This is a genomic window from Rothia uropygioeca (assembly GCF_004136585.1).
Classification (GTDB): Bacteria; Actinomycetota; Actinomycetes; order Actinomycetales; family Micrococcaceae; genus Rothia.
In genome coordinates, this window is sequence record NZ_NOIR01000001.1 from 950,182 (window position 1) to 975,077 (window position 24,896).

Annotated in this window: 26 protein-coding genes and 1 pseudogene; all 27 read left to right on the plus strand. The window is 61.1% G+C overall.

Annotation, left to right across the window (positions count from 1 at the left end; translation table 11 throughout):
- Window positions 1-43 precede the first annotated feature (43 nt).
- The 27 genes and pseudogenes from EWR20_RS04230 (at window position 44) to rpsQ (ending at window position 24,815) form a co-directional block, all read left to right on the plus strand.
- Complete coding sequence (locus tag EWR20_RS04230) at window positions 44-3,937, plus strand: DNA-directed RNA polymerase subunit beta' (RefSeq protein ID WP_129359287.1); 3,894 nt, start codon at window positions 44-46, stop codon at window positions 3,935-3,937.
- 245 nt (window positions 3,938-4,182) lie between these two features.
- Complete coding sequence (gene pcaH, locus EWR20_RS04235; protein WP_129359290.1) at window positions 4,183-5,016, plus strand: protocatechuate 3,4-dioxygenase subunit beta; 834 nt, start codon at window positions 4,183-4,185, stop codon at window positions 5,014-5,016.
- Window positions 5,016-5,660, plus strand: a complete 645-nt coding sequence (pcaG, locus tag EWR20_RS04240) for a protocatechuate 3,4-dioxygenase subunit alpha (RefSeq protein ID WP_129359292.1) — start codon at window positions 5,016-5,018, stop codon at window positions 5,658-5,660. The genes pcaH and pcaG overlap by 1 nt, the downstream gene beginning before the upstream one ends.
- Window positions 5,661-5,663: 3 nt before the next feature.
- Window positions 5,664-6,902, plus strand: coding sequence for a lyase family protein (locus tag EWR20_RS04245; protein ID WP_129359294.1), 1,239 nt, complete (start codon window positions 5,664-5,666; stop codon window positions 6,900-6,902).
- Window positions 6,899-8,176, plus strand: coding sequence for a bifunctional 3-oxoadipate enol-lactonase/4-carboxymuconolactone decarboxylase PcaDC (gene pcaDC, locus EWR20_RS13115; protein ID WP_129359296.1), 1,278 nt, complete (start codon window positions 6,899-6,901; stop codon window positions 8,174-8,176). Before EWR20_RS04245 ends, pcaDC begins: the two co-directional genes overlap by 4 nt.
- 49 nt (window positions 8,177-8,225) lie before the next feature.
- Window positions 8,226-9,416, plus strand: coding sequence for a thiolase family protein (locus EWR20_RS04255; RefSeq protein ID WP_129359439.1), 1,191 nt, complete (start codon window positions 8,226-8,228; stop codon window positions 9,414-9,416).
- Between the two features lie 6 nt (window positions 9,417-9,422).
- A complete protein-coding gene (locus EWR20_RS04260) occupies window positions 9,423-10,109 on the plus strand; it encodes a 3-oxoacid CoA-transferase subunit A (RefSeq protein ID WP_129359298.1) in 687 nt (228 codons plus the stop codon).
- Window positions 10,106-10,831: a 3-oxoacid CoA-transferase subunit B gene (locus tag EWR20_RS04265; RefSeq protein WP_129359300.1), complete on the plus strand. Its 726-nt coding sequence runs from the start codon at window positions 10,106-10,108 to the stop codon at window positions 10,829-10,831. The genes EWR20_RS04260 and EWR20_RS04265 overlap by 4 nt, the downstream gene beginning before the upstream one ends.
- On the plus strand, window positions 10,828-11,613 hold the full coding sequence (locus EWR20_RS04270) for an IclR family transcriptional regulator domain-containing protein (protein ID WP_129359302.1): 786 nt from the start codon (window positions 10,828-10,830) through the stop codon (window positions 11,611-11,613). The genes EWR20_RS04265 and EWR20_RS04270 overlap by 4 nt, the downstream gene beginning before the upstream one ends.
- Window positions 11,614-12,012: 399 nt before the next feature.
- Window positions 12,013-12,387 carry a 30S ribosomal protein S12 gene (gene rpsL / locus EWR20_RS04275; protein WP_129359304.1) on the plus strand — a complete coding sequence of 125 codons (375 nt, stop codon included), beginning with the start codon at window positions 12,013-12,015 and terminating at the stop codon, window positions 12,385-12,387.
- Window positions 12,387-12,857, plus strand: a complete 471-nt coding sequence (gene rpsG / locus EWR20_RS04280; protein ID WP_129359306.1) for a 30S ribosomal protein S7 — start codon at window positions 12,387-12,389, stop codon at window positions 12,855-12,857. Before rpsL ends, rpsG begins: the two co-directional genes overlap by 1 nt.
- A gap of 66 nt (window positions 12,858-12,923) precedes the next feature.
- Window positions 12,924-15,038 (plus strand): elongation factor G, encoded by a 2,115-nt coding sequence (fusA, locus tag EWR20_RS04285; protein ID WP_129359308.1) that lies wholly within the window; start codon window positions 12,924-12,926, stop codon window positions 15,036-15,038.
- Window positions 15,039-15,219: 181 nt separating this feature from the next.
- Window positions 15,220-16,410, plus strand: coding sequence for an elongation factor Tu (tuf, locus tag EWR20_RS04290; protein WP_129359310.1), 1,191 nt, complete (start codon window positions 15,220-15,222; stop codon window positions 16,408-16,410).
- Window positions 16,411-16,745: 335 nt separating this feature from the next.
- Window positions 16,746-16,916 (plus strand): annotated as a pseudogene (locus EWR20_RS13120) (twin-arginine translocation signal domain-containing protein); the annotation flags it as partial.
- 310 nt (window positions 16,917-17,226) lie between these two features.
- Window positions 17,227-18,348: a GMC oxidoreductase gene (locus tag EWR20_RS13045; RefSeq protein ID WP_202864768.1), complete on the plus strand. Its 1,122-nt coding sequence runs from the start codon at window positions 17,227-17,229 to the stop codon at window positions 18,346-18,348.
- Window positions 18,349-18,362: 14 nt separating this feature from the next.
- Window positions 18,363-18,986, plus strand: a complete 624-nt coding sequence (locus EWR20_RS04300) for a hypothetical protein (protein WP_129359312.1) — start codon at window positions 18,363-18,365, stop codon at window positions 18,984-18,986.
- A gap of 479 nt (window positions 18,987-19,465) precedes the next feature.
- Entirely contained in the window at window positions 19,466-19,774 is a 309-nt protein-coding gene (rpsJ, locus tag EWR20_RS04305) for a 30S ribosomal protein S10 (protein ID WP_030015043.1), read from the plus strand.
- A gap of 16 nt (window positions 19,775-19,790) precedes the next feature.
- Complete coding sequence (gene rplC / locus EWR20_RS04310) at window positions 19,791-20,447, plus strand: 50S ribosomal protein L3 (protein ID WP_129359315.1); 657 nt, start codon at window positions 19,791-19,793, stop codon at window positions 20,445-20,447.
- A 5-nt stretch (window positions 20,448-20,452) separates the two neighbouring features.
- Entirely contained in the window at window positions 20,453-21,076 is a 624-nt protein-coding gene (gene rplD / locus EWR20_RS04315; protein ID WP_129359317.1) for a 50S ribosomal protein L4, read from the plus strand.
- A complete protein-coding gene (rplW, locus tag EWR20_RS04320; protein WP_129359319.1) occupies window positions 21,073-21,375 on the plus strand; it encodes a 50S ribosomal protein L23 in 303 nt (100 codons plus the stop codon). Before rplD ends, rplW begins: the two co-directional genes overlap by 4 nt.
- A gap of 35 nt (window positions 21,376-21,410) precedes the next feature.
- Window positions 21,411-22,250, plus strand: a complete 840-nt coding sequence (gene rplB, locus EWR20_RS04325) for a 50S ribosomal protein L2 (RefSeq protein WP_129359321.1) — start codon at window positions 21,411-21,413, stop codon at window positions 22,248-22,250.
- A 12-nt stretch (window positions 22,251-22,262) separates the two neighbouring features.
- A complete protein-coding gene (gene rpsS, locus EWR20_RS04330; RefSeq protein ID WP_030015038.1) occupies window positions 22,263-22,544 on the plus strand; it encodes a 30S ribosomal protein S19 in 282 nt (93 codons plus the stop codon).
- Window positions 22,545-22,606: 62 nt separating this feature from the next.
- The gene (rplV, locus tag EWR20_RS04335) at window positions 22,607-22,972 is read left to right on the plus strand and encodes a 50S ribosomal protein L22 (RefSeq protein WP_129359323.1); all 366 of its coding nucleotides are present in this window, start codon (window positions 22,607-22,609) and stop codon (window positions 22,970-22,972) included.
- Entirely contained in the window at window positions 22,973-23,800 is an 828-nt protein-coding gene (gene rpsC / locus EWR20_RS04340; protein ID WP_129359325.1) for a 30S ribosomal protein S3, read from the plus strand.
- On the plus strand, window positions 23,801-24,217 hold the full coding sequence (gene rplP / locus EWR20_RS04345) for a 50S ribosomal protein L16 (protein WP_129359327.1): 417 nt from the start codon (window positions 23,801-23,803) through the stop codon (window positions 24,215-24,217).
- A 2-nt stretch (window positions 24,218-24,219) separates the two neighbouring features.
- Entirely contained in the window at window positions 24,220-24,546 is a 327-nt protein-coding gene (rpmC, locus tag EWR20_RS04350; RefSeq protein WP_129359329.1) for a 50S ribosomal protein L29, read from the plus strand.
- Window positions 24,543-24,815 carry a 30S ribosomal protein S17 gene (gene rpsQ / locus EWR20_RS04355; protein WP_129359331.1) on the plus strand — a complete coding sequence of 91 codons (273 nt, stop codon included), beginning with the start codon at window positions 24,543-24,545 and terminating at the stop codon, window positions 24,813-24,815. The genes rpmC and rpsQ overlap by 4 nt, the downstream gene beginning before the upstream one ends.
- Window positions 24,816-24,896: the final 81 nt, after the last annotated feature.

Genomic DNA, 24,896 nt, shown 5'->3' on the forward strand with positions numbered 1-24,896 from the left:
TCCACACCAGATCCTTCAAGAGTTTTTGAGAGAAAAGGACCCCATGTCCAACGAATCTTCACTTGGCCTGATGCGGATTGGCCTGGCCACCGCGGAAGACATCCGAAACTGGTCATACGGTGAGGTCAAAAAGCCTGAGACCATCAATTACCGAACCCTGAAGCCGGAGAAAGAAGGCCTGTTCGACGAGCGGATCTTCGGTCCGACCCGCGACTGGGAATGCTACTGCGGCAAGTACAAGCGCGTGCGCTTCAAGGGCATCATCTGTGAGCGCTGCGGCGTCGAGGTGACTCGTGCCAAGGTGCGTCGTGAGCGTATGGGCCATATCGAATTGGCCGCGCCCGTGACACACATTTGGTACTTCAAGGGCGTTCCTTCACGCCTCGGCTACTTGCTCGACTTGGCGCCGAAGGATCTCGAGAAGATCATCTACTTCGCCGCCTACATGATCACCTGGGTCGATGAGGAAGGTCGTCACGACGATCTGCCTAATCTCCAGGCGGCACACGACAAGGACAAGAAAGCTCTCGAGACCGAGCGCGACGCCGATATTGCGGCAATCGCGAAGGAAACCGAGGAAGAACTTGCCCGTATCGAGGCCGAAGGCGGCAAGGCCGCCGAGAAGCGGAAGCTGCGCGACTCCTCGGAGCGCCAGATGGCGCAGGTGCGCAAGCGTGTCGATGCCGAGATCGCACACATGGATCAGGTCTTCGACCGCTTCAAGAGCCTCAAGGTCAGCGACCTCGAGGGCGACGAGGCGCTCTACCGTTCCATGGTCGACAAGTACGGCATGTACTTCGAGGGGTCGATGGGCGCCGAGTCCATCAAGAACCGTCTCGAGAACTTCGACATGGCCGGCGAAGCGGAAGCGCTGCGCGACATCATCCAGAACGGCAAGGGGCAGCGGAAGACCCGTGCGCTCAAGCGCCTCAAGGTCATCAACGCATTCCTGACGACCAACAACTCGCCTTTGGGCATGGTCCTCGACGCGGTTCCGGTCATTCCCCCGGAGCTTCGCCCGATGGTCCAGCTGGACGGCGGCCGGTTCGCGACCTCAGACCTCAATGATTTGTATCGTCGCGTGATCAACCGCAACAACCGTCTCAAGCGCCTGCTGGATCTCGGTGCCCCCGAGATCATCGTGAACAACGAAAAGCGCATGCTCCAGGAAGCGGTTGACTCGCTGTTCGACAACGGCCGTCGCGGCCGCCCGGTCACCGGACCTGGCAACCGTCCGCTGAAGTCACTGTCCGACATGCTGAAGGGCAAGCAGGGACGTTTCCGTCAGAACCTTTTGGGAAAGCGCGTCGACTACTCGGGTCGTTCCGTGATCGTCGTCGGGCCCCAGCTGAAGATGCACCAGTGTGGTTTGCCCAAGCAGATGGCCCTGGAGCTTTTCAAGCCGTTTGTGATGAAGCGCCTGGTCGATCTGAACCATGCTCAGAACATCAAGTCGGCCAAGCGAATGGTCGAGCGTTTCCGCCCGCAGGTGTGGGATGTTCTCGAAGAGATCATCACTGAGCATCCCGTATTGCTGAACCGCGCGCCGACTCTGCACCGTTTGGGTATTCAGGCATTCGAACCGCAACTCGTCGAGGGCAAGGCCATCCAGCTGCACCCGCTCGTGTGCTCCGCGTTCAACGCCGACTTCGACGGTGACCAGATGGCAGTGCACCTGCCGCTGAGCCCCGAGGCGCAGGCCGAGGCGCGTGTTCTGATGCTGTCCTCGAACAACATCCTCAAGCCCTCCGACGGTCGTCCCGTGGCGGTTCCGTCCCAGGACATGATCATCGGTCTTTACCACTTGACCACGGTGCGCGAAGGCGAAAAGGGCGAGGGCCACGCGTTCTCGTCCTTGGCCGAAGCGCTCATGGCCATGGAACGCAAAGAGATTCACCTGAACTCACGCGTGAAGATCGTGCTCGATGACTTCGTCCCGTACGAAGGATGGGAAGCTCCCGAGGGTTGGGAACAGGGTCAGCCCGTTCTGGTCGAATGCACCGTCGGTCAGGTTCTCTTCAACGAGACCCTTCCTGCCGATTACCCGTGGTTCCATGGCATCGCTGACAAGAAGGGGCTCGGCCAGCTCGTCAACGATCTGGCGGAGAACTACCCGATGGTCGACGTCGCTCGCACCTTGGACAACCTCAAGGACACCGGTTTCTACTGGGCTTCTCGCTCGGGCGTGACCGTTGCGGTCTCCGATATCGCGACACCTCCGGCCAAGCCGGAGATCATGGCCGGTTACGAGAAGCAGGCCGACGAGATCCAGGGCCAGTACGAGTTGGGTCTGATCGACGACGACGAGCGCCGTTCCGAGTTGATCGACATCTGGACCAAGGCGACCGACGAGGTCGCCCAGGCCATGCGCGACAACTTGACGGATCTCAACACGATCAACCGCATGGTGTCTTCGGGAGCTCGCGGTAACTGGATGCAGGTTCGCCAGATCGCGGGTATCCGTGGTCTCGTGGCCAACACCCGCGGCGAGATCATGCCCCGCCCGATCAAGTCCTCCTACCGTGAGGGCTTGTCGGTTCTGGAGTACTTCATCGCTACCCACGGTGCCCGTAAGGGTCTCGCGGATACCGCGCTGCGTACCGCCAACTCGGGCTACTTGACGCGTCGTCTGGTCGACGTCTCGCAGGACGTCATCGTCCGCGAGCTGGATTGCCAGACGCGCCGCGGACTGAACCTGCCGCTCGTCCAGATCGACGAGGACACCGGCTCGGTCATGTTGCACGAGGACGTCGAGAACTCGATCCACGGTCGTATTCTTGCGGTCGATGTGAAGGACGAGGACGGAAACGTTCTAGCCAACGCGGGCGATGACGTGTCGGACACCGTGATCCGGACGCTGTACAAGGCGGGCATTCAGAACGTTCGCGTTCGCTCGGTACTGACGTGCGAGTCTGCGGTCGGCGTGTGCGCAAAATGCTATGGCCGTTCGATGGCTTCCGGAAACCTGGTGGACATCGGCGAGGCCGTCGGCATTATCGCCGCCCAGTCCATTGGCGAGCCCGGTACCCAGCTGACCATGCGTACCTTCCACACTGGTGGTGTTGCTTCGGCAGAGGATATTACGCAGGGTCTGCCTCGTATTCAGGAGCTCTTCGAGGCTCGTACCCCGAAGGGCGTCGCGCCGATCTCCGAGATCGCAGGCCGTGTGTCGATCGAGGACACGGACAAGGCTCTCAAGATCATCGTGACCCCGGACAACAAGGACGACGAGGCGATTGCCTACCCGATCCTCCGCCGTGCGCGTCTGCTCATTGAAGACGGCGACCGCGTGGAGGTCGGCCAGCAGCTGGTCTCCGGCGCCGTGGATCCGAAGGAAGTTCTGCGTATTCGCGGTCCCCGCGAGGCGCAGAAGCACCTGGTGGACGAGGTCCAGGGTGTGTACCGGTCTCAGGGTGTGGGCATCCACGACAAGCACGTGGAAGTCATCATCCGCCAGATGACACGTCGTATCACGGTCATCGAGTCGGGAGACACTTCCTTGCTTCCGGGTGAGCTCGTGGAGACCGTCGCATTCCAGCAGGCCAACAAGAAGGCCATGGTCAACCAGCAGCGTCCCGCGGCTGGTCGTCCGGAGCTCATGGGTATTACCAAGGCTTCGCTGGCGACGGATTCGTGGCTCTCCGCGGCCTCCTTCCAGGAGACCACTCGCGTCCTGACCCAGGCCGCGATGGAGGGCAAGTCGGATCCCTTGGTCGGTCTCAAGGAGAACGTGATCATCGGTAAGCTCATCCCGGCCGGTACCGGTCTCGATCGTTACAACAACATCGAGGTCGAGCCGACCGAGGAAGCTCGCGAGAAGCTGTACGCCAACTCGACCGGGTTCGGTGATTTCAGCTACGCGGCCGAGAACGACTCCTCCGTGGCGGCCGAGTTCCAGGCCATCCCTTTGGATGACTACGATTTCGGCAGCAACTGAATATAAAACGCACGTGAGCGGCTGAGTCCGCCCCACGCTTGACGACGGCCGGTTCTCTCCCGATGGAGAGGGCCGGCCATCGTCGTTGTGTCAGGGCTTCCAGACCACGGACAGCGAATCGAGCTTTCACAAGGTGTTGTGCACCCGTTCGCATTGCGTACGCCGAGTCACATTACGAACGGGCAGCCGGTAGATTGACCACTGAACGGGTTATGCATCACACCCGTTGCGGAAGGGAGATCGACATGGCGGTCGAAGACCACGCCGAGAAAAATCTGGACGAAGAAAACTTCACCGAACGGACGGTGACGAACCCCGACGCCGCTGCGGACAGCCAAGACTTCATCAACCGGCAAGTTCGGGAACAAAAGGACCAGTACCAATCATCGGGAGCGGAGGAAAGCCAGCCGCGACTCGACTATGCGCCGTATCGCAGTTCGGTCCTGCGGCACCCGACCAAGGACCTGCATCACACCGATCCGGAACTGATCGAGCTGACCTCGCCGGCATTCGGCCATCGTGACATACACGAGCTGGAATCCGATTTGACGATTCAGGGCGGGGGCGAGCCCATTGGTGAGAGGATCAAGATCCGCGGCCGGGTCATGGATTCGGCCGGACGTCCCGTGCGCCATCAACTCGTGGAGATTTGGCAGGCCAATGCCGCGGGTCGGTACATTCACAAGCGCGATCAGCATCCGGCGCCGATTGACCCGAACTTCACCGGGGTCGGGCGATGCATCACTGGTGAGGACGGCTCCTACGAATTCACAACCATCAAACCGGGACCTTACCCCTGGAAGAACCACCGCAACGCCTGGCGACCCGCGCATGTTCATTTCTCGTTGTTCGGTACAGATTTCACACAGCGCATGATCACGCAGATGTATTTCCCGGGAGATCCGCTCTTTGCCCTGGACCCGATATATCAGTCCATTGTCGATCCGAAGGCACGCGAACGCTTGGTCGCAACCTACGACCACGGCGTATCCGAACATGAATGGCTGCTGGGCTACAACTGGGACATCGTACTGGGTGGCAGCAACCGCACCTGGATGGAACCGGAGGATGCAGAGTGATGAACCGCGAGAAAACCGCAATTCCTGTCAGCTACGGCCAACCCGTTGACGAGGCGCCTGAGGACCTCACACCGACGCCCGGACAGACGATCGGACCTTTCTTCGGATACGCGACGGCTCACGAGGAAATGGGCCTGCCTTATCGAGGCGGCAATGAGCTCGTGAGTCAGTCGCGTCCGGATTCCGTGCGCCTCTTCGGTCAAATATTCGACGGGGAGGGCGAGGTCGTCCCCGACGCGATGATCGAGATCTGGCAAGCCGACGAAAACGGGAATATTCCTTTCGAGACGGGGTCGCTGAACCGTGACGGATTCACCTTCACCGGATGGGGGCGCCACGCCGTGGACCGATTGGGGACGTACAATTTCACGACGGTCGATCCCGGGGCCACAGGCCGCGGTCACGCACCGTACTTCCTGATGGTGGTGTTCGCGCGTGGTCTCCTCAACCGCCTTTTCACACGCGTCTACCTTCCGGAGGACGACGAAGCGTTGGCTGCGGATCCGCTGTTGCGGTCCCTGCCAGCGGACCGCCGCAGAACCCTCATTGCCACCCGACGTGACGACGGGTCGTTGCACCACGACATTCGCCTGCAGGGCGAGGACGAAACCGTGTTTCTGAAGTTCCCGGGAATCGAGAGCTAGGGCATGTCTTTCACGGATCTTTTGGTCCCCGGAGGTCACCGTGCCGAGTCCGTGGTGGGGGATGCCGCTATCCTTCACGCTCTGGTCCGCACGGAATCCGCCTGGGTTCTTGCGCAGGCCGACGCGGGTTTCGCGGATGCCCCGAGCGCCGTGCGGATCGCTTCGGTGATCGAATCCTGCCTACACGATGACTTGCCGGAGATCGCCGAAGGCTCCGAGGGCGGCGGCAACCCCGTGATCGGCCTGGTCAAAGCGCTGAAGTCCAAGGTCGCAGAGGCTTCGCCGAACGGGGACGACTCAGGCACAGCTCTGGTGCACCGGGGGCTCACGAGCCAGGACGTCCTGGACACGGCCCTGATGCTTGTGATCAGGGACTCGTTGGGAAAAACCCATGCGGCACTGTGCCAGGCCGCGGACGATCTGTCCGCGATGGCCGAAATGCACGCCGAGACGCCGATGGCGGCCAGGACGTTGGGTCAGCATGCCTTGCCCACGACTTTCGGTGCCAGGGTGGGCCGATGGCTGGACGCTGTCGCGGCCGCGGTATGGGCGACGGATCCTGGACTTCTATGGCTTCCGGTCTCCGGGGGTGGCGCCGCTGGAACGAACGCGGCGGTTCTCGACCTGATGAACCTTCACGATGACGAATCCTTGAACATGCCCGCTCCAGACCGCCTCGGGCTGATGTGGGCGCAACGACTTGGCTTGAACGGCCCCGCGGTCGAGCAGGTTTGGCATACGCGTCGTCGCCCGATGATCGATGCGGTGCAACCTCTGGCGCAAGCGGCAACGGCCTGCGGCAAGATTGCAGGCGACATCGTGATCTCGTCCAGGGACGAGATCGCCGAACTCGCGGAACCCATCGCGGCTGGACGCGGTGGATCGTCGTCGATGCCCCACAAACGGAATCCGAGCATGTCGATCCTCATCCGACGCTCGGCGGTCGTGGCTGCCCGATCCATGGGCGCGCTGTTGGAATCCGAGGCCCTCGCCGTCGAGGAAAGATCCGAACTCGCGTGGCACCTGGAGTGGGAACCTGTTCGGTCGGTCGCCCAGCACGGGATCGTGGCGAGCACGATGTTGTCCGATCTGGTGTCCGACCTCGAGGTTCACGCCGATGCCATGAACGCCAATCTGTGCCTGGACGGGAGCGACGCACCGGAAAAGCGGAATATCGGCAACAGCGCCGACCAAGCTCGCACCGCCGCACGTCGATGGAAGCACGCAAAGGAGAACCAATGAGCATCCCGGAACTTACCCCAGTGGCCCTTGGCGAGAACCTCGAGGGAACGCGTCAGGATGAACAGATACGACGCGCCAAGCCGCTGCTGGTCCTCGGGCCCTCGCTCGGGACTTCCGTGACGCCTTTGTGGGCGCCTGCCGCTGAGCACCTGAGGGAGGGATACGATCTCGTCGGGTGGGAGCTGCCCGGTCATGGCCGGGGCGGTGTCGTCGAGGAGGAGTTCAGCGTCGAAGAGCTGGCCGAGAGCGTGCACGTGCTTGCTCGCCGTGTCCAGGAGGAACGCGGTACCCCGACCGAAGCGTATTTCTACGCCGGGGTTTCGGTCGGCGGCGCAGTCGGACTTGCCCTGGCACTGGCCCACCCCGATGAGCTGAAGGCGATCGCCGCGATCTGCACGGGGGCCAAAATCGGTGATCCATCCGGTTGGATCGAGCGCGCGCAGCTCGTCGAGACCTCGGGTACCCCCACCCAAGTGATCGGATCGGCCAAGAAATGGTTCGCACCCGGATTCCTGGGTGAAGAGCACGTGGTCGGCACCGAACTCCTGCACAGCCTCCAAGAGGCCGACCGACACAATTACGGTCTCGTGTGCCGGGCTCTGGCCCGATTCGATGTACGGGAGCGCCTCGGCGACGTCCGGGTTCCGGTTCTGACTTTGGCGGGGTCGCACGACGTCGCCACGCCTCCCGAGAGCCTCCGACAAATCGCCGACGCGGTCCAGGACTCGAAGGCCGTGGTCTTCGACGAGGCCGCACACCTCTTGCCTGCCGAGCAGCCTGAGCGTGCCGCGAACGAGATTGTCGACTTCTTCCGCTCACAGTCACCGGGGTCTGCGGAGGACTCCACCCGAAGTGCCGAGGATTCGTCGCCGATCCTGCCGGACCAGACCATGAGCCGCGCGGACGTGAAGGCCGCAGGGATGAAGGTGCGGCGGGAAGTCTTGTCCGATGAGCACGTGAGCCGGGCCGAGACACGGACGACCGCCTTCACGGCTCCTTTTCAAGATCTCATTTCCCGATATGCGTGGGGCGAGATCTGGACCAGGCCGGGTCTCGACCGGAAAACGCGCAGTGCGATCACACTGACGGCCATGATCGCTCTGGGCCACTGGTCTGAATTCGAGATGCACGTCAGGGCCGCGCGTCGTAACGGCGTCGCCGTCGCAGAAATCCAGGAGGTCATCCTGCAATCGGCCATCTATTGCGGTGTCCCCGCAGCCAACACGGCGTTCGCCAGGGCTCACGAAGTCCTGGACGGGCTCGGCGACCTCTAAGACCCACATACCACGCTCACGAACACCTGGAAGGACCCCAATGAACGACTTGCACTCTGCGTATGTCTACGACGCGGTTCGCACCCCTTTTGGAAAGTACGGCGGAGGACTGTCCGGCGTCCGTCCCGATGATCTGGCTGCATTCGTGGTTCGCCGACTCGTCGAGCGAGCCCCGGGGCTTGACGGACAGTCAGTCGATGAGGTCTATCTGGGCAACGCGAACGGGGCGGGGGAGGAGAACCGGAACGTCGCTCGGATGGCAACCCTTCTGGCGGGACTGCCCGAGTCCTTGCCGGGCACGACAATCAACAGACTCTGTGGTTCTTCCCTGGACGCCGCAATGCAAGCTAGCCGTGCCATCAACGTGGGCGAGGCCGACGTCGTGGTCACCGGCGGCGTGGAATCCATGTCCCGCGCCCCCTGGGTCCTGCCGAAGACGAGCAAACCATTTCCCGCCGGTGATCTGAATTTGGCTTCCACAACCCTCGGATGGCGTTTGGTCAATCCCCAGATGAAAGACGAGTGGACGGTCTCACTCGGTGAAGCGACCGAGCGGTTGGCCGAGAAGTACGGCGTGGAACGCGAAGAGATGGACGAATTCAGCGCGCGTTCGCACCGGCTGACGGCGGAGGCGTGGGCGTCAGGTTTCTACGATGACCTGGTCGAGCAGGTGCCCGGCACCGACTTGACGCGGGATGAATCATTGCGCCCAGACAGTACAGCCGAGACGCTTTCGTCTCTGCGCACCGTGTTCCGAAAGGACAATGGTCGAGTCACGGCCGGTAACGCCTCACCGCTTAACGACGGGGCGTCGGCCGCCCTCCTGGGCAGCGAAAAGGCGTCCGATCTGATCGGTCTCGATCCGCTCGCGCGCATAGCGGGCCGGGCATCGGCGGCCAATGAGCCCCAATACTTCGGTTATGCCCCGGTCGAAGCGGCTAACCGGGCCCTCGAGCGAGCCGGTATCGGCTGGTCTCATGTGGGAGCCGTCGAGCTCAACGAGGCTTTCGCCGCCCAGTCCCTGGCGTGCGTTAACGCGTGGGGAATTGATCCGAGCATCGTCAACGCGCACGGTGGAGCCATAGCGATCGGCCATCCGCTGGGCGCCTCCGGTACCAGGATCCTCGGCACGTTGGCGCGCTCGATGAGGAAATCCGGAACCCGTTGGGGAGTCGCGGCGATCTGCATTGGCGTCGGGCAAGGACTGGCCGTGGTGCTGGAGAACGACGAGGGAAGGTAAGAGTCGATGACGCAATTCGTGAACACAGCTGCAGAGGCCGTGAGCCACATTTCGGACGGCTCGACGATTATGATCGGTGGCTTCGGGGTCGCGGGTCAACCCGTTGAGCTGATCGATGCCCTGATCGACAACGGTGCGGCCGGTCTGACGGTCGTGAACAACAACGCGGGCAACGGTGACGTTGGTCTTGCCCGGCTCATAGAGCTGGGGAGAGTCAAAAAGATCATTTGTTCCTTTCCGCGACAGACGGATTCGTGGCACTTTGACGAAAAATACCGTTCCGGCGAAATAGAGCTCGAGGTCGTGCCCCAGGGGAACCTCGCCGAACGGATCCGTGCCGCCGGCGCCGGAATCGGAGCATTCTTCACTCCCACCGGCTACGGAACCGAATTGGCCGAAGGCAAGGAAACGCGCGAGATCGACGGTGTCCACTACGTTCTGGAATACCCTTTGCGGGCGGATTTCGCTTTGACGAAGGCCGAGGAAAGCGACGGCGTCGGGAATCTCACCTACCGGAAGACCGCGAGAAACTTCGGGCCGATTATGGCTGCCGCGTCGAACCATTCCATCGTCCAGGTCGCTCGGAAGGTCGAGACCGGAAGCATTGATCCGGAAGCCGTAGTGACCCCCGGAATCTACGTGGACACGGTCGTGAAGATCGCAGACGTCACAACGAAAGGCGCAGGCTCATGAGCTCACTCCACCAGACCCCTCGAATCACCGAGAAGCCCCTGACCCGGGAGGAAATGGCCCGCAAGGTAGCTCAGGACATCCCCGCGGGAGCGTTCGTCAACCTCGGAATCGGACAGCCGACCAAAGTCGCGGACTACCTCGATCCGGAGAACGGCGTGACCTTGCATACCGAGAACGGGATGTTGGGCATGGGACCTGAGGCACACGGCGAGGACATCGACCCAGACCTGATCAATGCCGGCAAGATCCCGGTCAAGGAAACACCGGGCACGTCCTATTTTCACCATGCGGATTCCTTCGCGATGATGCGTGGAGGACATCTGGACATTTGTGTCCTTGGGGCCTTTCAGGTGGCCGAGAACGGGGACCTGGCGAATTGGTCTACGGGCGCGCCCGGTTCGATTCCGGCCGTGGGCGGTGCGATGGACCTGGCGATCGGGGCCAAACAGACTTTCGTGATGATGAATCTGCGGTCCAAGGACGGTTCTGCCAAGTTGGTCCGGGAGTGCACGTTCCCGCTGACTGGGGTCGGTTGCGTTTCGCGCGCGTACACCGATGTAGCGATCTTCGAGTTGGACCGAGGGAGAGTCCATGTTCGCGAGACGTTCGGGATTGATGCCGAGGAGCTCGCCGAAGAGCTCGACCTTGAATTGCACGGTCCCCTCTCGGACCGCGACGAAAAACCCGGTGCATCGGAACCCACGGGTTCGGCGCGGCCATGAGCGATGCATACGTGCAGTCCTTGGCACGCGGAATATCGGTCCTGCGAGCCTTCGACGCCGATCACGCGAGCATGTCCCTGTCCGAAGTTGCGCAGAAGACGGGGCTGACTCGCGCCACGGCCCGGCGTTTCCTCCACACCCTGGTGGAACTCGGCTACGTACACACGGACGGGAAAGAATTTCGGTTGAGCCCGACCGTTCTGGGCATCGGCTATTCCTACCTCTCCAGCCTGTCACTGCCGGATCTCGCATACCCGCATCTGCGAGAGCTGTCCGGCCGGGTGGGGGAGTCCACGTCGATGTCGGTTCTGGAAGGTGACGACATCATATACGTCGCCAGGGTCCACGCCCGTCGGATCATGCACGTCGCCATCAGTGTGGGGACCAGCTTCCCCGCGCACGCGACCTCAATGGGACGTGTGCTTCTGGCCGGGCTGGGGGAGAAGCAGCTTGAGGAGTATCTCGATCGGCAGGGGCCCGAAGAATTTACGGAATACACCGTGACGGATGTGGATGAACTGCGCGCGCGCATCCTGCGTGTACAGAAGCGGGGATGGGAAATCGTCGACCAGGAATTGGAACTCGGACTTCGTTCGGTGGCCGCTCCTGTGCTCGATGCAAAAGGCCGGCACGTGGCTGCGGTCAACGTCTCGATGCGCGTCGGAACCGACAATGCGCGCGCCGAGAGACTTCAGGAGAAGATCCTGCCTCGCTTGCGGGAGACCTCGCTCAGGATCGGTCACGCCTATCGTTCCGGAGCCGGGCTCAGCTTCCCTTCCTGAGTGGAGCTGAGAAGGGTCACGTCCGCCACATCCATTCGCCAAGACGCTGATCCTGGGGTACTGTTAACCACGAAGTACTCAGTCTCAGTGCGAGTGTGCTGTGTGTAGTGTGTCTGAGCGGTGCGACGTCGGTTTTTTAGGATTCTTCTACGTTGCGAGCTCGGAAGCCTTCTCACAGTATGCGACCGGGATGGGCTTCGGAATCAATGGCAGGTATGGATACGGTCCTCTGACACACTTTTTTATTTTTTTGTGTCAAAATGCCATCGGTTAATTGTGCCCATTTTCCAAGAAACGCTAGACCGGTTTATCAGTGCTCTCAGCGCGGCCACTCCGCACGAGGCATACATTTCAAGGCTTTCCTTCCGGGGAAGCCAAGATCAAACGGAGAACTCAAAAGTGCCTACAATTCAGCAGCTGGTCCGCAAGGGCCGGACTCCCAAGGTCGTGAAGACCAAGGCGCCCGCACTCAAGGGCAGCCCCATGAAGCGCGGCGTTTGCACCCGTGTTTACACGACTACCCCCAAGAAGCCGAACTCCGCTCTGCGTAAGGTCGCCCGCGTCAAGCTCAACGGCGGCGTCGAGGTTACGGCTTACATCCCGGGCGAGGGACACAACCTCCAGGAGCACTCCATCGTGCTCGTTCGCGGCGGTCGTGTGAAGGACCTCCCCGGTGTTCGCTACAAGATCGTTCGTGGCGCACTGGATACTCAGGGCGTCAAGAACCGTGGCCAGGCTCGTTCCCGCTACGGCGCAAAGAAGGAGAAGAAGTAATGCCTCGTAAGGGTCCCGCTCCCAAGCGTCCGCTCGTGGTCGATCCGGTTTACGGTTCCCCGCTCGTGACGCAGTTGATCAACAAGGTCCTGCAGGACGGCAAGAAGTCCACCGCAGAGCGCATCGTCTACGGCGCGCTCGAAGGCGTGGCTCAGAAGACCGATACCGATGCTGTGACGACCCTCAAGAAGGCGATGGACAACATCAAGCCTTCGCTCGAGGTTCGCTCCCGCCGCGTCGGCGGCGCGACCTACCAGGTCCCGGTCGAGGTCCGTTCGGGCCGCGCGACCGCGCTGGCTCTTCGCTGGCTGGTTGGCTTCTCCAAGCTCCGCCGCGAAAAGACCATGACCGAGCGCCTGATGAACGAGATCTTGGATGCTTCCAATGGTCTCGGTGCCGCTGTGAAGCGTCGCGAAGATACCCACAAGATGGCCGAGTCCAACAAGGCCTTCGCTCACTATCGCTGGTAATTTCTTCCTGCTGGCCCGCTCCGTGCGGGTGGGCCATCCGGTTGATCCACCTGAAAGGGAAACATCGTGGCACTTGACGTGCTTACCGACCTGAACAAGGTCCGCAACATCGGCATCATGGCTCACATCGATGCCGGTAAGACCACCACTACCGAACGCATCCTGTACTACACCGGTATTAATCACAAGATCGGTGAGACCCACGACGGTGCATCCACGATGGACTGGATGGCCCAGGAACAGGAACGCGGAATCACTATCACCTCCGCGGCTACCACGTGCTTCTGGAAGAATAACCAGATCAACATCATCGACACGCCGGGCCACGTCGACTTCACCGTTGAGGTGGAGCGTTCCCTGCGCGTGCTCGATGGCGCCGTTGCCGTCTTCGACGGCAAGGAGGGCGTTGAACCCCAGTCAGAGACCGTGTGGCGTCAGGCTGACAAGTACGAGGTTCCCCGTGTTTGCTTCGTCAACAAGATGGACAAGCTGGGTGCCGACTTCTACTTCACGGTCGACACCATCGTGAAGCGCCTCGGTGCTACCCCGATCGTGATGCAGTTGCCGATCGGTGCCGAGAACGACTTCATCGGCGTCATCGATCTGCTCGAGATGAAGGCCTACGTCTGGCCTGGCGACTCCAAGGGCGACGTGACGTTGGGTGCTTCGTACGAAACCCGCGAGATCCCCGAGGATCTTCAGGAGCGTGCTGAGCAGTACCGCAACCAGCTCGTCGAGCAGGTCGCGGAGACGTCTGAAGAGCTCATGGAGAAGTACCTCGAGGGCGAAGAGCTGACGATCGACGAGCTCAAGGCCGGCATCCGCGAGCTGACCGTCAAAAACGAGGCCTACCCGGTCTTCTGTGGCTCGGCGTTCAAGAACCGCGGCGTGCAGCCGATGCTCGATGCGGTCATCGACTACCTCCCGTCCCCGCTGAACGTGCCCCCGATGATCGGTCACGATCCGAAGGACGAAGAGGTCGAGCTGACTCGCCGTCCTGCCAAGGACGAGCCGTTCTCGGCCCTCGCTTTCAAGGTCGCTGCTCACCCGTTCTACGGACAGCTCACCTACATTCGCGTCTACTCCGGTATCGCGAGCTCGGGTCAGCAGGTTCTCAACTCGACCAAGGGTCGCCGTGAGCGCATCGGCAAGCTCTTCCAGATGCACTCCAACAAGGAGAATCCGGTCGAGGAGATCCAGGCCGGCCACATCTACGCCGCGATCGGTCTCAAGGAGACCACGACCGGCGATACGCTGTGCGATCAGGCCAATCCGATCGTCCTCGAGTCGATGACCTTCCCCAAGCCCGTGATCTACGTGGCCATCGAGCCCAAGACCAAGGGTGACCAGGAGAAGCTCTCGACCGCTATCCAGAAGCTCTCCGCTGAGGACCCGACCTTCACGGTCAACCTCAACGACGAGACCGGCCAGACCGAAATCGGTGGTATGGGCGAGCTCCACCTGGACGTCCTGGTGGACCGCATGAAGCGCGAGTTCCGCGTGGAAGCCAACGTCGGCAAGCCGCAGGTTGCGTACCGCGAGACGATCAAGAAGGCCGTCGAGAAGGTCGACTACACCCACAAGAAACAGACCGGTGGTTCCGGTCAGTTTGCGAAGGTGCAGGTCAACTTCGAGCCGATCGCTCTTGACTCCGAAGAGCTCTACGAGTTCGAGGACAAGATCACCGGTGGCCGCGTGCCCCGTGAATACATCCCTTCGGTGGATGCCGGCATCCAAGGTGCGATGCAGCTCGGCATCCTCGCGGGATACCCCGTGGTTGGCGTGAAGGCCACCCTGGTTGACGGCGCCTACCACGACGTCGACTCATCCGAGATGGCCTTCAAGATCGCCGGTTCGATGGTATTCAAGGAAGGCGCACGTCGCGCCAACCCGGTGCTGCTCGAGCCGCTGATGGCCGTCGAAGTTCGTACTCCCGAGGAGTACATGGGCGATGTCATCGGTGACCTGAATTCGCGCCGTGGCCACATCCAATCCATGGAAGATGTTGCCGGCGTCAAGCTGGTATCAGCCCTGGTGCCGCTGTCCGAAATGTTCGGCTACATCGGCGACCTGCGTTCCAAGACGCAGGGCCGTGCGGTGTACTCGATGGCTTTCGACAGCTACTCAGAGGTCCCGAAGGCAGTTGCCGAGGAGATCATCCAGAAGAGCCGCGGGGAGTAATTCTCCGCACGGCGGCTCTTCCGGGCCGCCTTCCCAACCCAAATAAACAAAGCCTCGGAAGCTTGCGCTGGTTTTCATACGGGATGAATTTTCCGTTATTGTTGATCAGGAATCCGTCTTCAACCACGGACTGCGCAGAAAGCCAGCGCAAGTTTCCATCAAACGTTCTAGGAGGAACATAGTGGCTAAGGCAAAGTTCGAGCGCTCCAAGCCGCACGTCAACATTGGTACCATCGGTCACGTTGACCACGGTAAGACCACGCTGACTGCTGCAATTTCCGAGGTTCTCGCAAACAAGTTCCCGGACCTGAATGAGAAGCAGGACTTCGGTATGATCGACTCCGCTCCTGAGGAGCGGCAGCGCGGCATTACCATCAACATTGCTCACATTGAGTACCAGACCGACAAGCGTCACTACGCTCACGTTGACGCCCCCGGTCACGCTGACTACGTCAAGAACATGATCACCGGTGCTGCCCAGATGGACGGCGCTATCCTCGTGGTCGCCGCTACTGATGGCCCCATGGCCCAGACTCGCGAGCACGTTCTGCTCGCCCGTCAGGTTGGCGTCCCCTCCCTCCTCGTCGCCTTGAACAAGGCCGACATGGTGGAGGACGAGGAACTTCTCGACCTCGTCGAGATGGAGGTCCGCGAGCTGCTGTCTTCGCAGGAATTCGACGGGGACAACGCTCCCGTCGTTCGCGTGTCCGCTCTCAAGGCCCTCGAAGGCGACGAGAAGTGGGTCAAGTCGGTTGAGGACCTCATGGAGGCCGTTGACGACTTCATTCCGGACCCGGTTCGCGACAAGGACAAGCCGTTCCTCATGCCGATCGAGGACGTCTTCACGATCACCGGTCGCGGCACCGTTGTGACCGGCCGCGCCGAGCGCGGTACCTTGGGTCTCAACTCGGACGTCGAGATCGTCGGCATCCGCCCGATCCAGAAGACCACCGTTACCGGTATCGAGATGTTCCACAAGCAGCTCGACGAGGCATGGGCCGGCGAGAACTGCGGCCTGCTCCTGCGTGGTCTCAAGCGTGACGATGTCGAGCGTGGCCAGGTTGTTGCTGCTCCGGGTTCGATCACCCCGCACACCAACTTCGAGGCGAACGTCTACATCCTTTCCAAGGATGAGGGCGGCCGTCACAACCCGTTCTACTCGAACTACCGCCCGCAGTTCTACTTCCGCACCACGGACGTTACCGGCGTCATCACTCTGCCCGAGGGCACCGAGATGGTTATGCCCGGCGACAACACCGAGATGACCGTTGAGCTGATCCAGCCCATCGCTATGGAAGAGGGCCTCGGCTTCGCTATCCGTGAGGGTGGCCGCACCGTTGGTTCGGGTCGCGTTACCAAGATCACCAAGTAACATTTCTTTGTGATCCCGGCGGCCAGCGCGTGATATTGCGATGACCGTCCTAGAAAGGGCCCCGGCTTTTGCCGGGGCCCTTTTCTTTTGCTCTCCGATGTATTGTCTCGGTCACCTCGGGAAATGATGAAATTCGTGTCCACGAAACTGGTCAGATTCTGCGTCGAAGCGTTAGCCACGGGAGGGAAATTGGCCTCCTCGCGGGCGTTGTAGGCCCGCCCTGCCAGGATTCTGAAAAAGAAGACCTGAAGTGAAGATTTCAAGAAAAGTATAAAATGAGAGCGGCTCGTTACTTACGAGATTCACCTATTACTCGCACTTCTAAGGGTGGAACTATGTCGTTCAACATAACTCGCAGAACACTTTTGAAAGCAACGGCGGTTGCCGCCGCCGCTGCTCCCGCCGTTGCCGGAGCCGCACAGCCGGCGGTTGCAACCGAGGGATCCACGCGAATCGCGATCATCGGCTCCGGATATGGGGGAGCGGTCGCCGCGCGCAAGCTGGCTTCGATGGGCAGGCAGGTCGACCTGATCGAAATGGGAACCGACTGGGAGAAGATGAAGCCGATCAATGGGCGGGTCTTCACCACGATGACTGCACCCTCCTCACGTTCCATGTGGTTCAAAGCCCGTACAGACATGCCCTTCAGCTATCTCGGTGGCATGGACTTGGTCAATCGGCGCATCGACCCGGGTGCCGGAGCCTTGGACATCGAGTACTTCGCCAACATGAAGGTCTACGTCGGTCGAGGCGTTGGAGGCGGGTCGCTGGTCAACGGGGGCATGGCCGTGACACCGCGCCGTTCCTTCTTCGAAAATGGTTCTGCCCCAAGTGGACGCGGACGAAATGTACAACGTGTACTTCCCCCGTGCGAACAGCGACCTGAGGGTGCACGATCCCGCGATGGACCTGGTTATGAACACTCCGTGGTACCAGTTCGCCAGGGTCAGTGCGGCGCAGGCCAAAAAGGCCGGCATCGACCACGTTATGGTCCCCAATGTCTACGACTTCGACTACATGCGGAAGGAAGTCTATGGCCAGGTGCCACGGTCTGCTTTGGACAAGCAGGTGATCTTCGGCAACGACCACGGCAAGAATTCCTTGCCCAAGACGCTACTCAAGGAGGCTTTGTCCACGGGGCGGGTTAATCTCATCCCGATGACGGAGGTGCAGTCCATTGAGCGCAAGGCGGACGGAACCTTCCAGCTCCGAACTAAGACCATCGACTTCAACGGAAACCTCATCGAAGAGCGTACGAGGGATTACGACCGCGTGGTTTTGGCGGCGGGTTCCGTCGGTACGACCAGGCTGCTTCTCTCCGCGCAGGCCGAGGGCGCTATCACAGGCATGTCGGAGTCCCTGGGGCGGGGATGGGGGCCGAACGGCAATACAATGCACGCCCGCAGACTCAGGACATGGTCCGGTGCGCGTCAGTCGACGATTCCCGTGATGGGGTTGTCCAACTGGGATGATTCCGTGGATTCGGTGTTCGCCGAAATCGCACCGTTCCCGGCGGGAATCGATCTCAGGACCGGGGTGTACCTCGCAATCACCAACAATCCGAACACGGGCACCTTCACATGGAACCGTGGAAGCCGCAAGATGGAGCTCGATTGGGGTCCGGGGCATTCCGAACCGTCCGTGCGAGCGGCGCGCAAGCTGTTCAACCGCATCAATCTCGCCAACCCGGGTACCGGGCCCCGAGCCGATCTCTTCGAACAGAACAAGACATACTCCGACTACTTCACGTATCACCCGTTGGGCGGGGCGGTGCTGGGGGAGGTCACCGATCTCCAGGGGGAGGTCAAAGGTGTCCCGGGGCTTTTCGTCATGGACGGTTCCCTCATTCCGGCCAAGATCGGCGTCAACCCGTTCGTGACCATCACGGCCCTCGCAGAACGCAATATGGACCGGTTGGTCTCGGCGCAACGGTTCTAGCAGAGGTGGACACCATGGCAGAACATCGCCATACACGTCTCAAGCGCCGGACCCTCATGACGACCGCCTGGGCCGTGCCCGTCATCGCGGCGACGAGCGCCGTGCCTGCGATGGCCAGCAGTTGGAAGACCGATCTGGCCATCGACGTCATCGACCCACCGTACGATCTAGAGAAATGGGAGCCGAAGCAAGAGATTCCCGTATACAGAAAATCAACGGGTGACCGTATCGCGGGACGGGGATCTCTACCTCCTCGGATTCGGATCACGAATGTCGGACGTGTGACTGCCGTGAATCCTAGCGGCACCGTCGAGATCACCATCCGCGACTATATTTCGGACTACTCGCCCTGGGGTGCGAATAGGCTCAAGGCAGTTACGACCAACCCGGCTGTTCTCTGGTCCGAAGACGGGAGGGGAGCGGCATCTGGACCCGGCGCCAGGTTCACGTACAAGTGCGCTGGCCAGCTCGGACCAGGGCAGAGTCTAGAGATTCCGTTGCGGTACTTCGTCAACCCACCCTTCGTGCATGTAGCCTTCAATGTGCTGGTGGCGGCCTGGGTGGAAGATGAGCGAGATGGGGACTACGACGACAACAGTCTCAGGATTGGGCACGTACCGTTCACGAGCGTCTTCTGACACCTTGGACCGTTGGCTGTCATGATCTCCTTGATGGTCCGGGACCGATCGATATGGTCGGCCCCGGACCATCGCTGTGGAGAGTGTCTTTGGCCACTTCGAGAATCCGGGCTTGCGCGTCCTTGAGAGCCTCTGGCAGGATAGACAACGTTGTTCAAGCGCTTGTTGGCGTTGACCTGCCCGAATCCCAGGGATACGGAGCAGGTCCGTCCAAGCCCAAAATGACCCGGTCCGAACGACTCTGGATTGACGTGTGCGAACACTTCGCGACACGCCCGAGTTCGGGGGTCGGTGCTTCAACGAATTGAGGAACCCGGGAATGCCGGATTCAGTTCGTGTGAGGCGGCGCCAGGAATCCGCACGGAATCTGGACGGTGTCCATCGTCCGGAATACGAGCGGTTGCTGCCAGAAGACGCCATACAGAGGGGCCCTCGAGGTCCCTACACAGGGAAGTACTTGAAGAAAGAGAGTCCGACAGATGGCGGGACAGAAAATCCGCATCCGGCTGAAGTCGTATGACCACGAGGTCATCGACTCTTCGGCTCGGAAGATTGTTGAGACGGTGACGCGCGCTGGTGCGACGGTTGTTGGCCCCGTGCCGCTGCCCACCGAGAAGAACGTGTACTGCGTAATCCGCTCGCCGCACAAGTACAAGGACAGCCGCGAGCACTTCGAGATGCGTACGCACAAGCGGCTGATCGACATCGTCGACCCCACGCCCAAGGCTGTTGACTCGCTCATGCGCTTGGACCTGCCGGCAGACGTGAACATCGAAATCAAGCTGTAAAGAGGATCGCATCCCAATGACTACCAAATTCGAGCGCCAGGTGAAGGGCCTGCTGGGCACCAAGCTTGGCATGACCCAGGTCTGGGACGAGAACGGCAAGTTTGTGCCGGTCACCGTCGTCAAGGCCGATTCCAATGTTGTCACCCAGCTGCGCGGTCAGGACACCGATGGTTACAACGCCATTCAGATCGGTTTCGGTGCGATTGACCCCCGCAAGGTAACCAAACCCCTCGTCGGACACTTCGAGAAGGCCGGGACCACTCCGCGCCGCCACCTCGTCGAGGTTCGCACCGCGGACGCCTCCGAGTACTCCCTCGGTCAGGAACTGTCCGTCGAGCTCTTCGAAGCCGGCCAGCGCGTCGACGTCGTGGGCAAGACCAAGGGCAAGGGCTTTGCAGGTGTTATGAAGCGTCACGGCTTCAAGGGCGTCGGTGCTTCGCACGGCCAGCACAAGAACCACCGCAAGCCGGGTTCCATCGGCGGCGCGTCCTACCCCGCCCGCGTATTCAAGGGAATGCGTATGGCTGGACGTATGGGCAACAACCGCCACACCACCCAGAACCTCACGATTCAGGGTGTCGACACCGAGAACAATGTTCTGCTGATCAAGGGTGCCATTCCTGGTCCCAAGGGCGGCGTCGTTCTGGTTCGCACCGCTGTGAAGGGAGCCTAACTCCAATGGCTACTGAAACCGTAAAGGTTGATCTGCCGGCCGATGTCTTCGGCGTCGAGCCCAATGAGGCTCTGATGCACCAGGTCGTCATCGCGCAGTTGGCCGCTGCCCGCCAGGGCACCCACAAGGCGAAGAACCGCGGCGAGGTCTCCGGTTCAGGACGCAAGCCGTTCAAGCAGAAGGGTACCGGCCGCGCCCGTCAGGGTTCGGTCCGTATGCCTCAGCACACCGGCGGCGGCGTCGTGCACGGACCTGTGCCGCGCAACTACTCGCAGCGCACGCCCAAGAAGATGAAGGCCGCAGCTCTGCGCAGTGCCCTCTCCGACCGTGCGAACCACGGCCGCATTCATGTGGTCAATTCGCTCGTCACTGAGATCTCCACCAAGGCAGCCAAGGCCGCCCTGAGGGACTTGACCTCTCGCAAGAACGTGCTGGTTGTTATCGACCGCAAGGAAGATAACGTCGCCCTTTCCGTTCGCAACCTCGAGTTCGCCCACGTCCTGTACGCGGACCAGCTCAACACGTACGACGTGTTGCGCGCCGACGACGTGGTCTTCACGAAGGATGCCTACGACGTGTTTGTGGCAATCGCCAGCAAGGCTGGAAAGAACCAGGAGGACGCCAAGTGAGCGCCACCATCAAGGATCCCCGTGACGTCATCATTGCGCCTGTCGTCTCGGAGAAGAGCTACGGGCTGATCGACGAGGGCAAGTACACCTTCGAGGTCGACACTCGCTCGAACAAGTCGGAAATCAAGGATGCCGTTCAGCGTATCTTCGGCGTCAAGGTTTCCAACGTCAACACCATCAACCGTGCCGGCAAGCGGAAGCGCACGCGCTTCGGCTGGGGAGCCCGCAAGAGCACCAAGCGTGCGATTGTGACCCTGAGCGAAGGCACCATCGATATCTTCGGCGGTCCGCAGGCCTAGCGCCCGCGGAGACCACTTTAACGAGGAACTAAATTATGGCTATCCGTAAATACAAGCCGACAACGCCGGGCCGCCGTGGCTCGAGCGTTGCCGACTTCGCAGAAATCACGCGATCGACTCCCGAGAAGTCGTTGCTGCGTCCGTTGTCCAAGAACGGCGGACGAAACAACAGCGGTCGCATCACGACCCGTCACAAGGGCGGTGGACACAAGCGGGCCTACCGTTTGATCGATTTCCGCCGTCACGACAAGGACGGTGTCGATGCTCGCGTCGCACACATCGAGTACGATCCCAACCGCACGGCGCGCATCGCGCTGCTGCACTATGTCGATGGCGCCAAGCGTTACATCATCGCGCCGAACCGCCTGAAGCAGGGCGACGTCGTCGAGTCCGGCCCCAACGCGGACATCAAGCCCGGCAACAACCTGCCGCTGCGCAACATCCCTGTTGGTACCGTGATCCACGCCGTTGAGCTCCGCCCCGGCGGCGGTGCCAAGCTGGCTCGTTCAGCCGGTGCTTCGGTCCAGCTGGTCGCGAAGGAAGGCAAGTACGGTCAGCTCCGTCTGCCTTCCGGCGAAATCCGCAACGTCGACGTCCGCTGCCGCGCAACCGTCGGTCAGGTCGGCAATGCCGAGCAGACCAACATCAGCTGGGGCAAGGCCGGCCGTAACCGCTGGAAGGGCATCCGCCCGACCGTTCGCGGTGTCGTCATGAACCCCGTCGATCACCCCCACGGTGGTGGCGAGGGCAAGACATCCGGTGGTCGTCACCCCGTCAACCCGAACGGCAAGCCCGAGGGACGCACCCGTCGCCCCAATAAGGAAAGCGACAAACTCATTGTGCGTCGTCGTCGTACTGGCAAGAACAAGCGCTAAGGAGCCTGAAACATGCCTCGTAGTTTGAAGAAGGGCCCTTTCGTTGACCAGCACCTCTTCCTGAAGGTTGCCGCTCAGAACGATAAGGGTTCCAAGAACGTCATCAAGACGTGGTCCCGCCGCTCGATGATCGTCCCCGACATGCTCGGGCACACGATCGCCGTGCACGACGGACGCAAGCACGTACCCGTGTTCATCACCGAGTCGATGGTCGGGCACAAGCTCGGCGAATTCGCTCCCACGCGGACTTTCCGCGGCCATGTGAAGGACGACCGCAAGGGTAAGCGTCGCTAAATCGGTTCGGACCGATTTAGCAGCGTGTAACTCTTCGGCAATAGACGAAAGAGAGATAGGCAATGGAAGCCAAGGCATCTGCGCGCTACGTTCGCGTGACGCCTATGAAGGCCCGGCGCGTCGTCAACCTGATTCGTGGCAAGCAGGCGAATGAGGCACTGGCGATTCTGAAGTTTGCCCCGCAGGGTGCTTCGGAACCGGTATTCAAGATCGTCGAGTCGGCAGTGGCCAACGCCCGCCAGCTCGCTGATCGCGATAGCGTCGCTTTCAAGGAAGAAGAACTCTTCATCAGTGAAGCGTTCGTCGACGAGGGCCCGACCATGAAGCGGTTCCAACCGCGAGCTCAGGGTCGTGCATACCGCATCAACAAGCGAACCAGCCACATCACCGTGGTTCTCGCTACCCCGGATAATGAGGAGGACCGCTAAGTGGGACAGAAAATTAACCCGCACGGATTCCGACTGGGGATCACTACGGACCACAAGTCGCACTGGTTCGCTGACTCCAACAAGGAAGGCCAGCGCTACAAGGACTTCATCCGCGAGGACGTGAAGATCCGTGAGCTCATGTCGAACGGCATGGAGCGCGCAGGCATCGCCAACGTCGAGATCGAACGCACCCGTGATCGCGTCCGTGTGGATATCCACACTGCGCGCCCGGGCATTGTGATCGGCCGTCGTGGCGCCGAAGCCGACCGCATTCGCGGCGAGCTCGAGAAGCTCACCGGCAAGCAGATCCAGCTGAACATCCTCGAGGTCTCGAACCCCGAGGTCAACGCTCAGCTGGTGGCGCAGGGAGTCGCCGAGCAGCTCGCTTCTCGTGTGGCTTTCCGCCGCGCGATGAAGAAGGCCATCCAGTCCGCTCAGCGGGCCGGAGCCAAGGGCATCCGTATCCAGTGCGCTGGTCGTCTCGGCGGTGCCGAGATGTCCCGCTCGGAGTTCTACCGAGAGGGCCGCGTGCCCCTGCACACCCTCCGCGCAAACATCGACTACGGCTTCTTCGAAGCCAAGACCACTTTCGGTCGCATCGGTGTCAAGGTGTGGATCTACAAGGGTGATCTGACCGATAAGGAACTTGCTGCTCAGCAGGCCGCACAGGGCAACCGCCGCGGTAACGATCGTCGCGGAGGCGGTGAACGTCGTCGTCGTAACACCGCCGGTGGCGCAGGTCGTCGCGGTGGACGCAACGAGCAGCAGAACAGCGCTTCGGAGGCCCCCGCCAACGAAGCCAAGACTGCAGAAAACGGTGAGGCATAAATGCTGATTCCCCGTCGCGTAAAATACCGCAAGCAGCACCACCCGAAGCGCAGCGGCGTCGCCAAGGGCGGCACCACCGTTTCGTTCGGTGAGTGGGGCGTTCAGGCGCTGGCACCCGCGTATGTGACTAACCGTCAGATCGAGGCTGCTCGTATCGCCATGACCCGCTACATCAAGCGTGGCGGTAAGGTCTGGATCAATATCTTCCCGGACCGCCCGCTGACCAAGAAGCCTGCCGAAACCCGCATGGGTTCCGGTAAGGGTTCGCCTGAGTGGTGGGTTGCCAACGTCAAGCCCGGTCGTGTCGTATTCGAACTGGCCGGCGTGAGCGATGAAGTCGCCAAAGAGGCCTTGCGCCTGGCAATCCACAAGCTCCCCATGAAGGCACGCATTGTGCGTCGCGAAGGTGGTGAATAGAAATGGCAGTAGGATCCAAGGATCAGTCCATCGAGCAGCTGGCTGAATTGGACAACGGAGCTCTCACCGAGAAGCTGCGTTCGTCCAAGGAGGAGCTGTTCAACCTCCGTTTCCAGAAGGCCACCGGGCAGCTCCAGAATGCGGGCCGCTTCAAGGCTGTCAAGCGCGATATCGCGCGCATCTACACGGTGTTGCGTGAGCGCGAACTGGGCATCCGACCCGAGGCCGAGTCTTCGGACGATGCCTCTGACAAGAAGGCCGACAAGAAGGCTGCAAAGGCAGCGAAGAAGGCCGACACGGCTAGCGCTACCGAAGGTGATGCCAAGTGAGTGAACAGAAGACGGAAGAGCGTAATCTCCGCAAGACCCGTCGCGGCTACGTCGTCTCCGACAAGATGGACAAGACAGTTGTCGTCGAGGTCGAAGACCACGTGACCCACGGTCTGTACGGCAAGGTTATGCGTCGTAGCCACAAAGTGAAGGTGCACGACGAGCAGAACGCCGCCGGCGTTGGCGACCTCGTGCGCATTATGGAGACCCGTCCCATGTCAGCCAACAAGCGTTGGCGGATCGTGGACATCGTCGAGCGCGCCAAGTAAGGCACGCTGGGCGATCCGCTCCTACGGAAACCCCCTCCCGCTTCGTGCGGGAGGGGGTTTTTGCGTTAAGGGGGCTGGGGT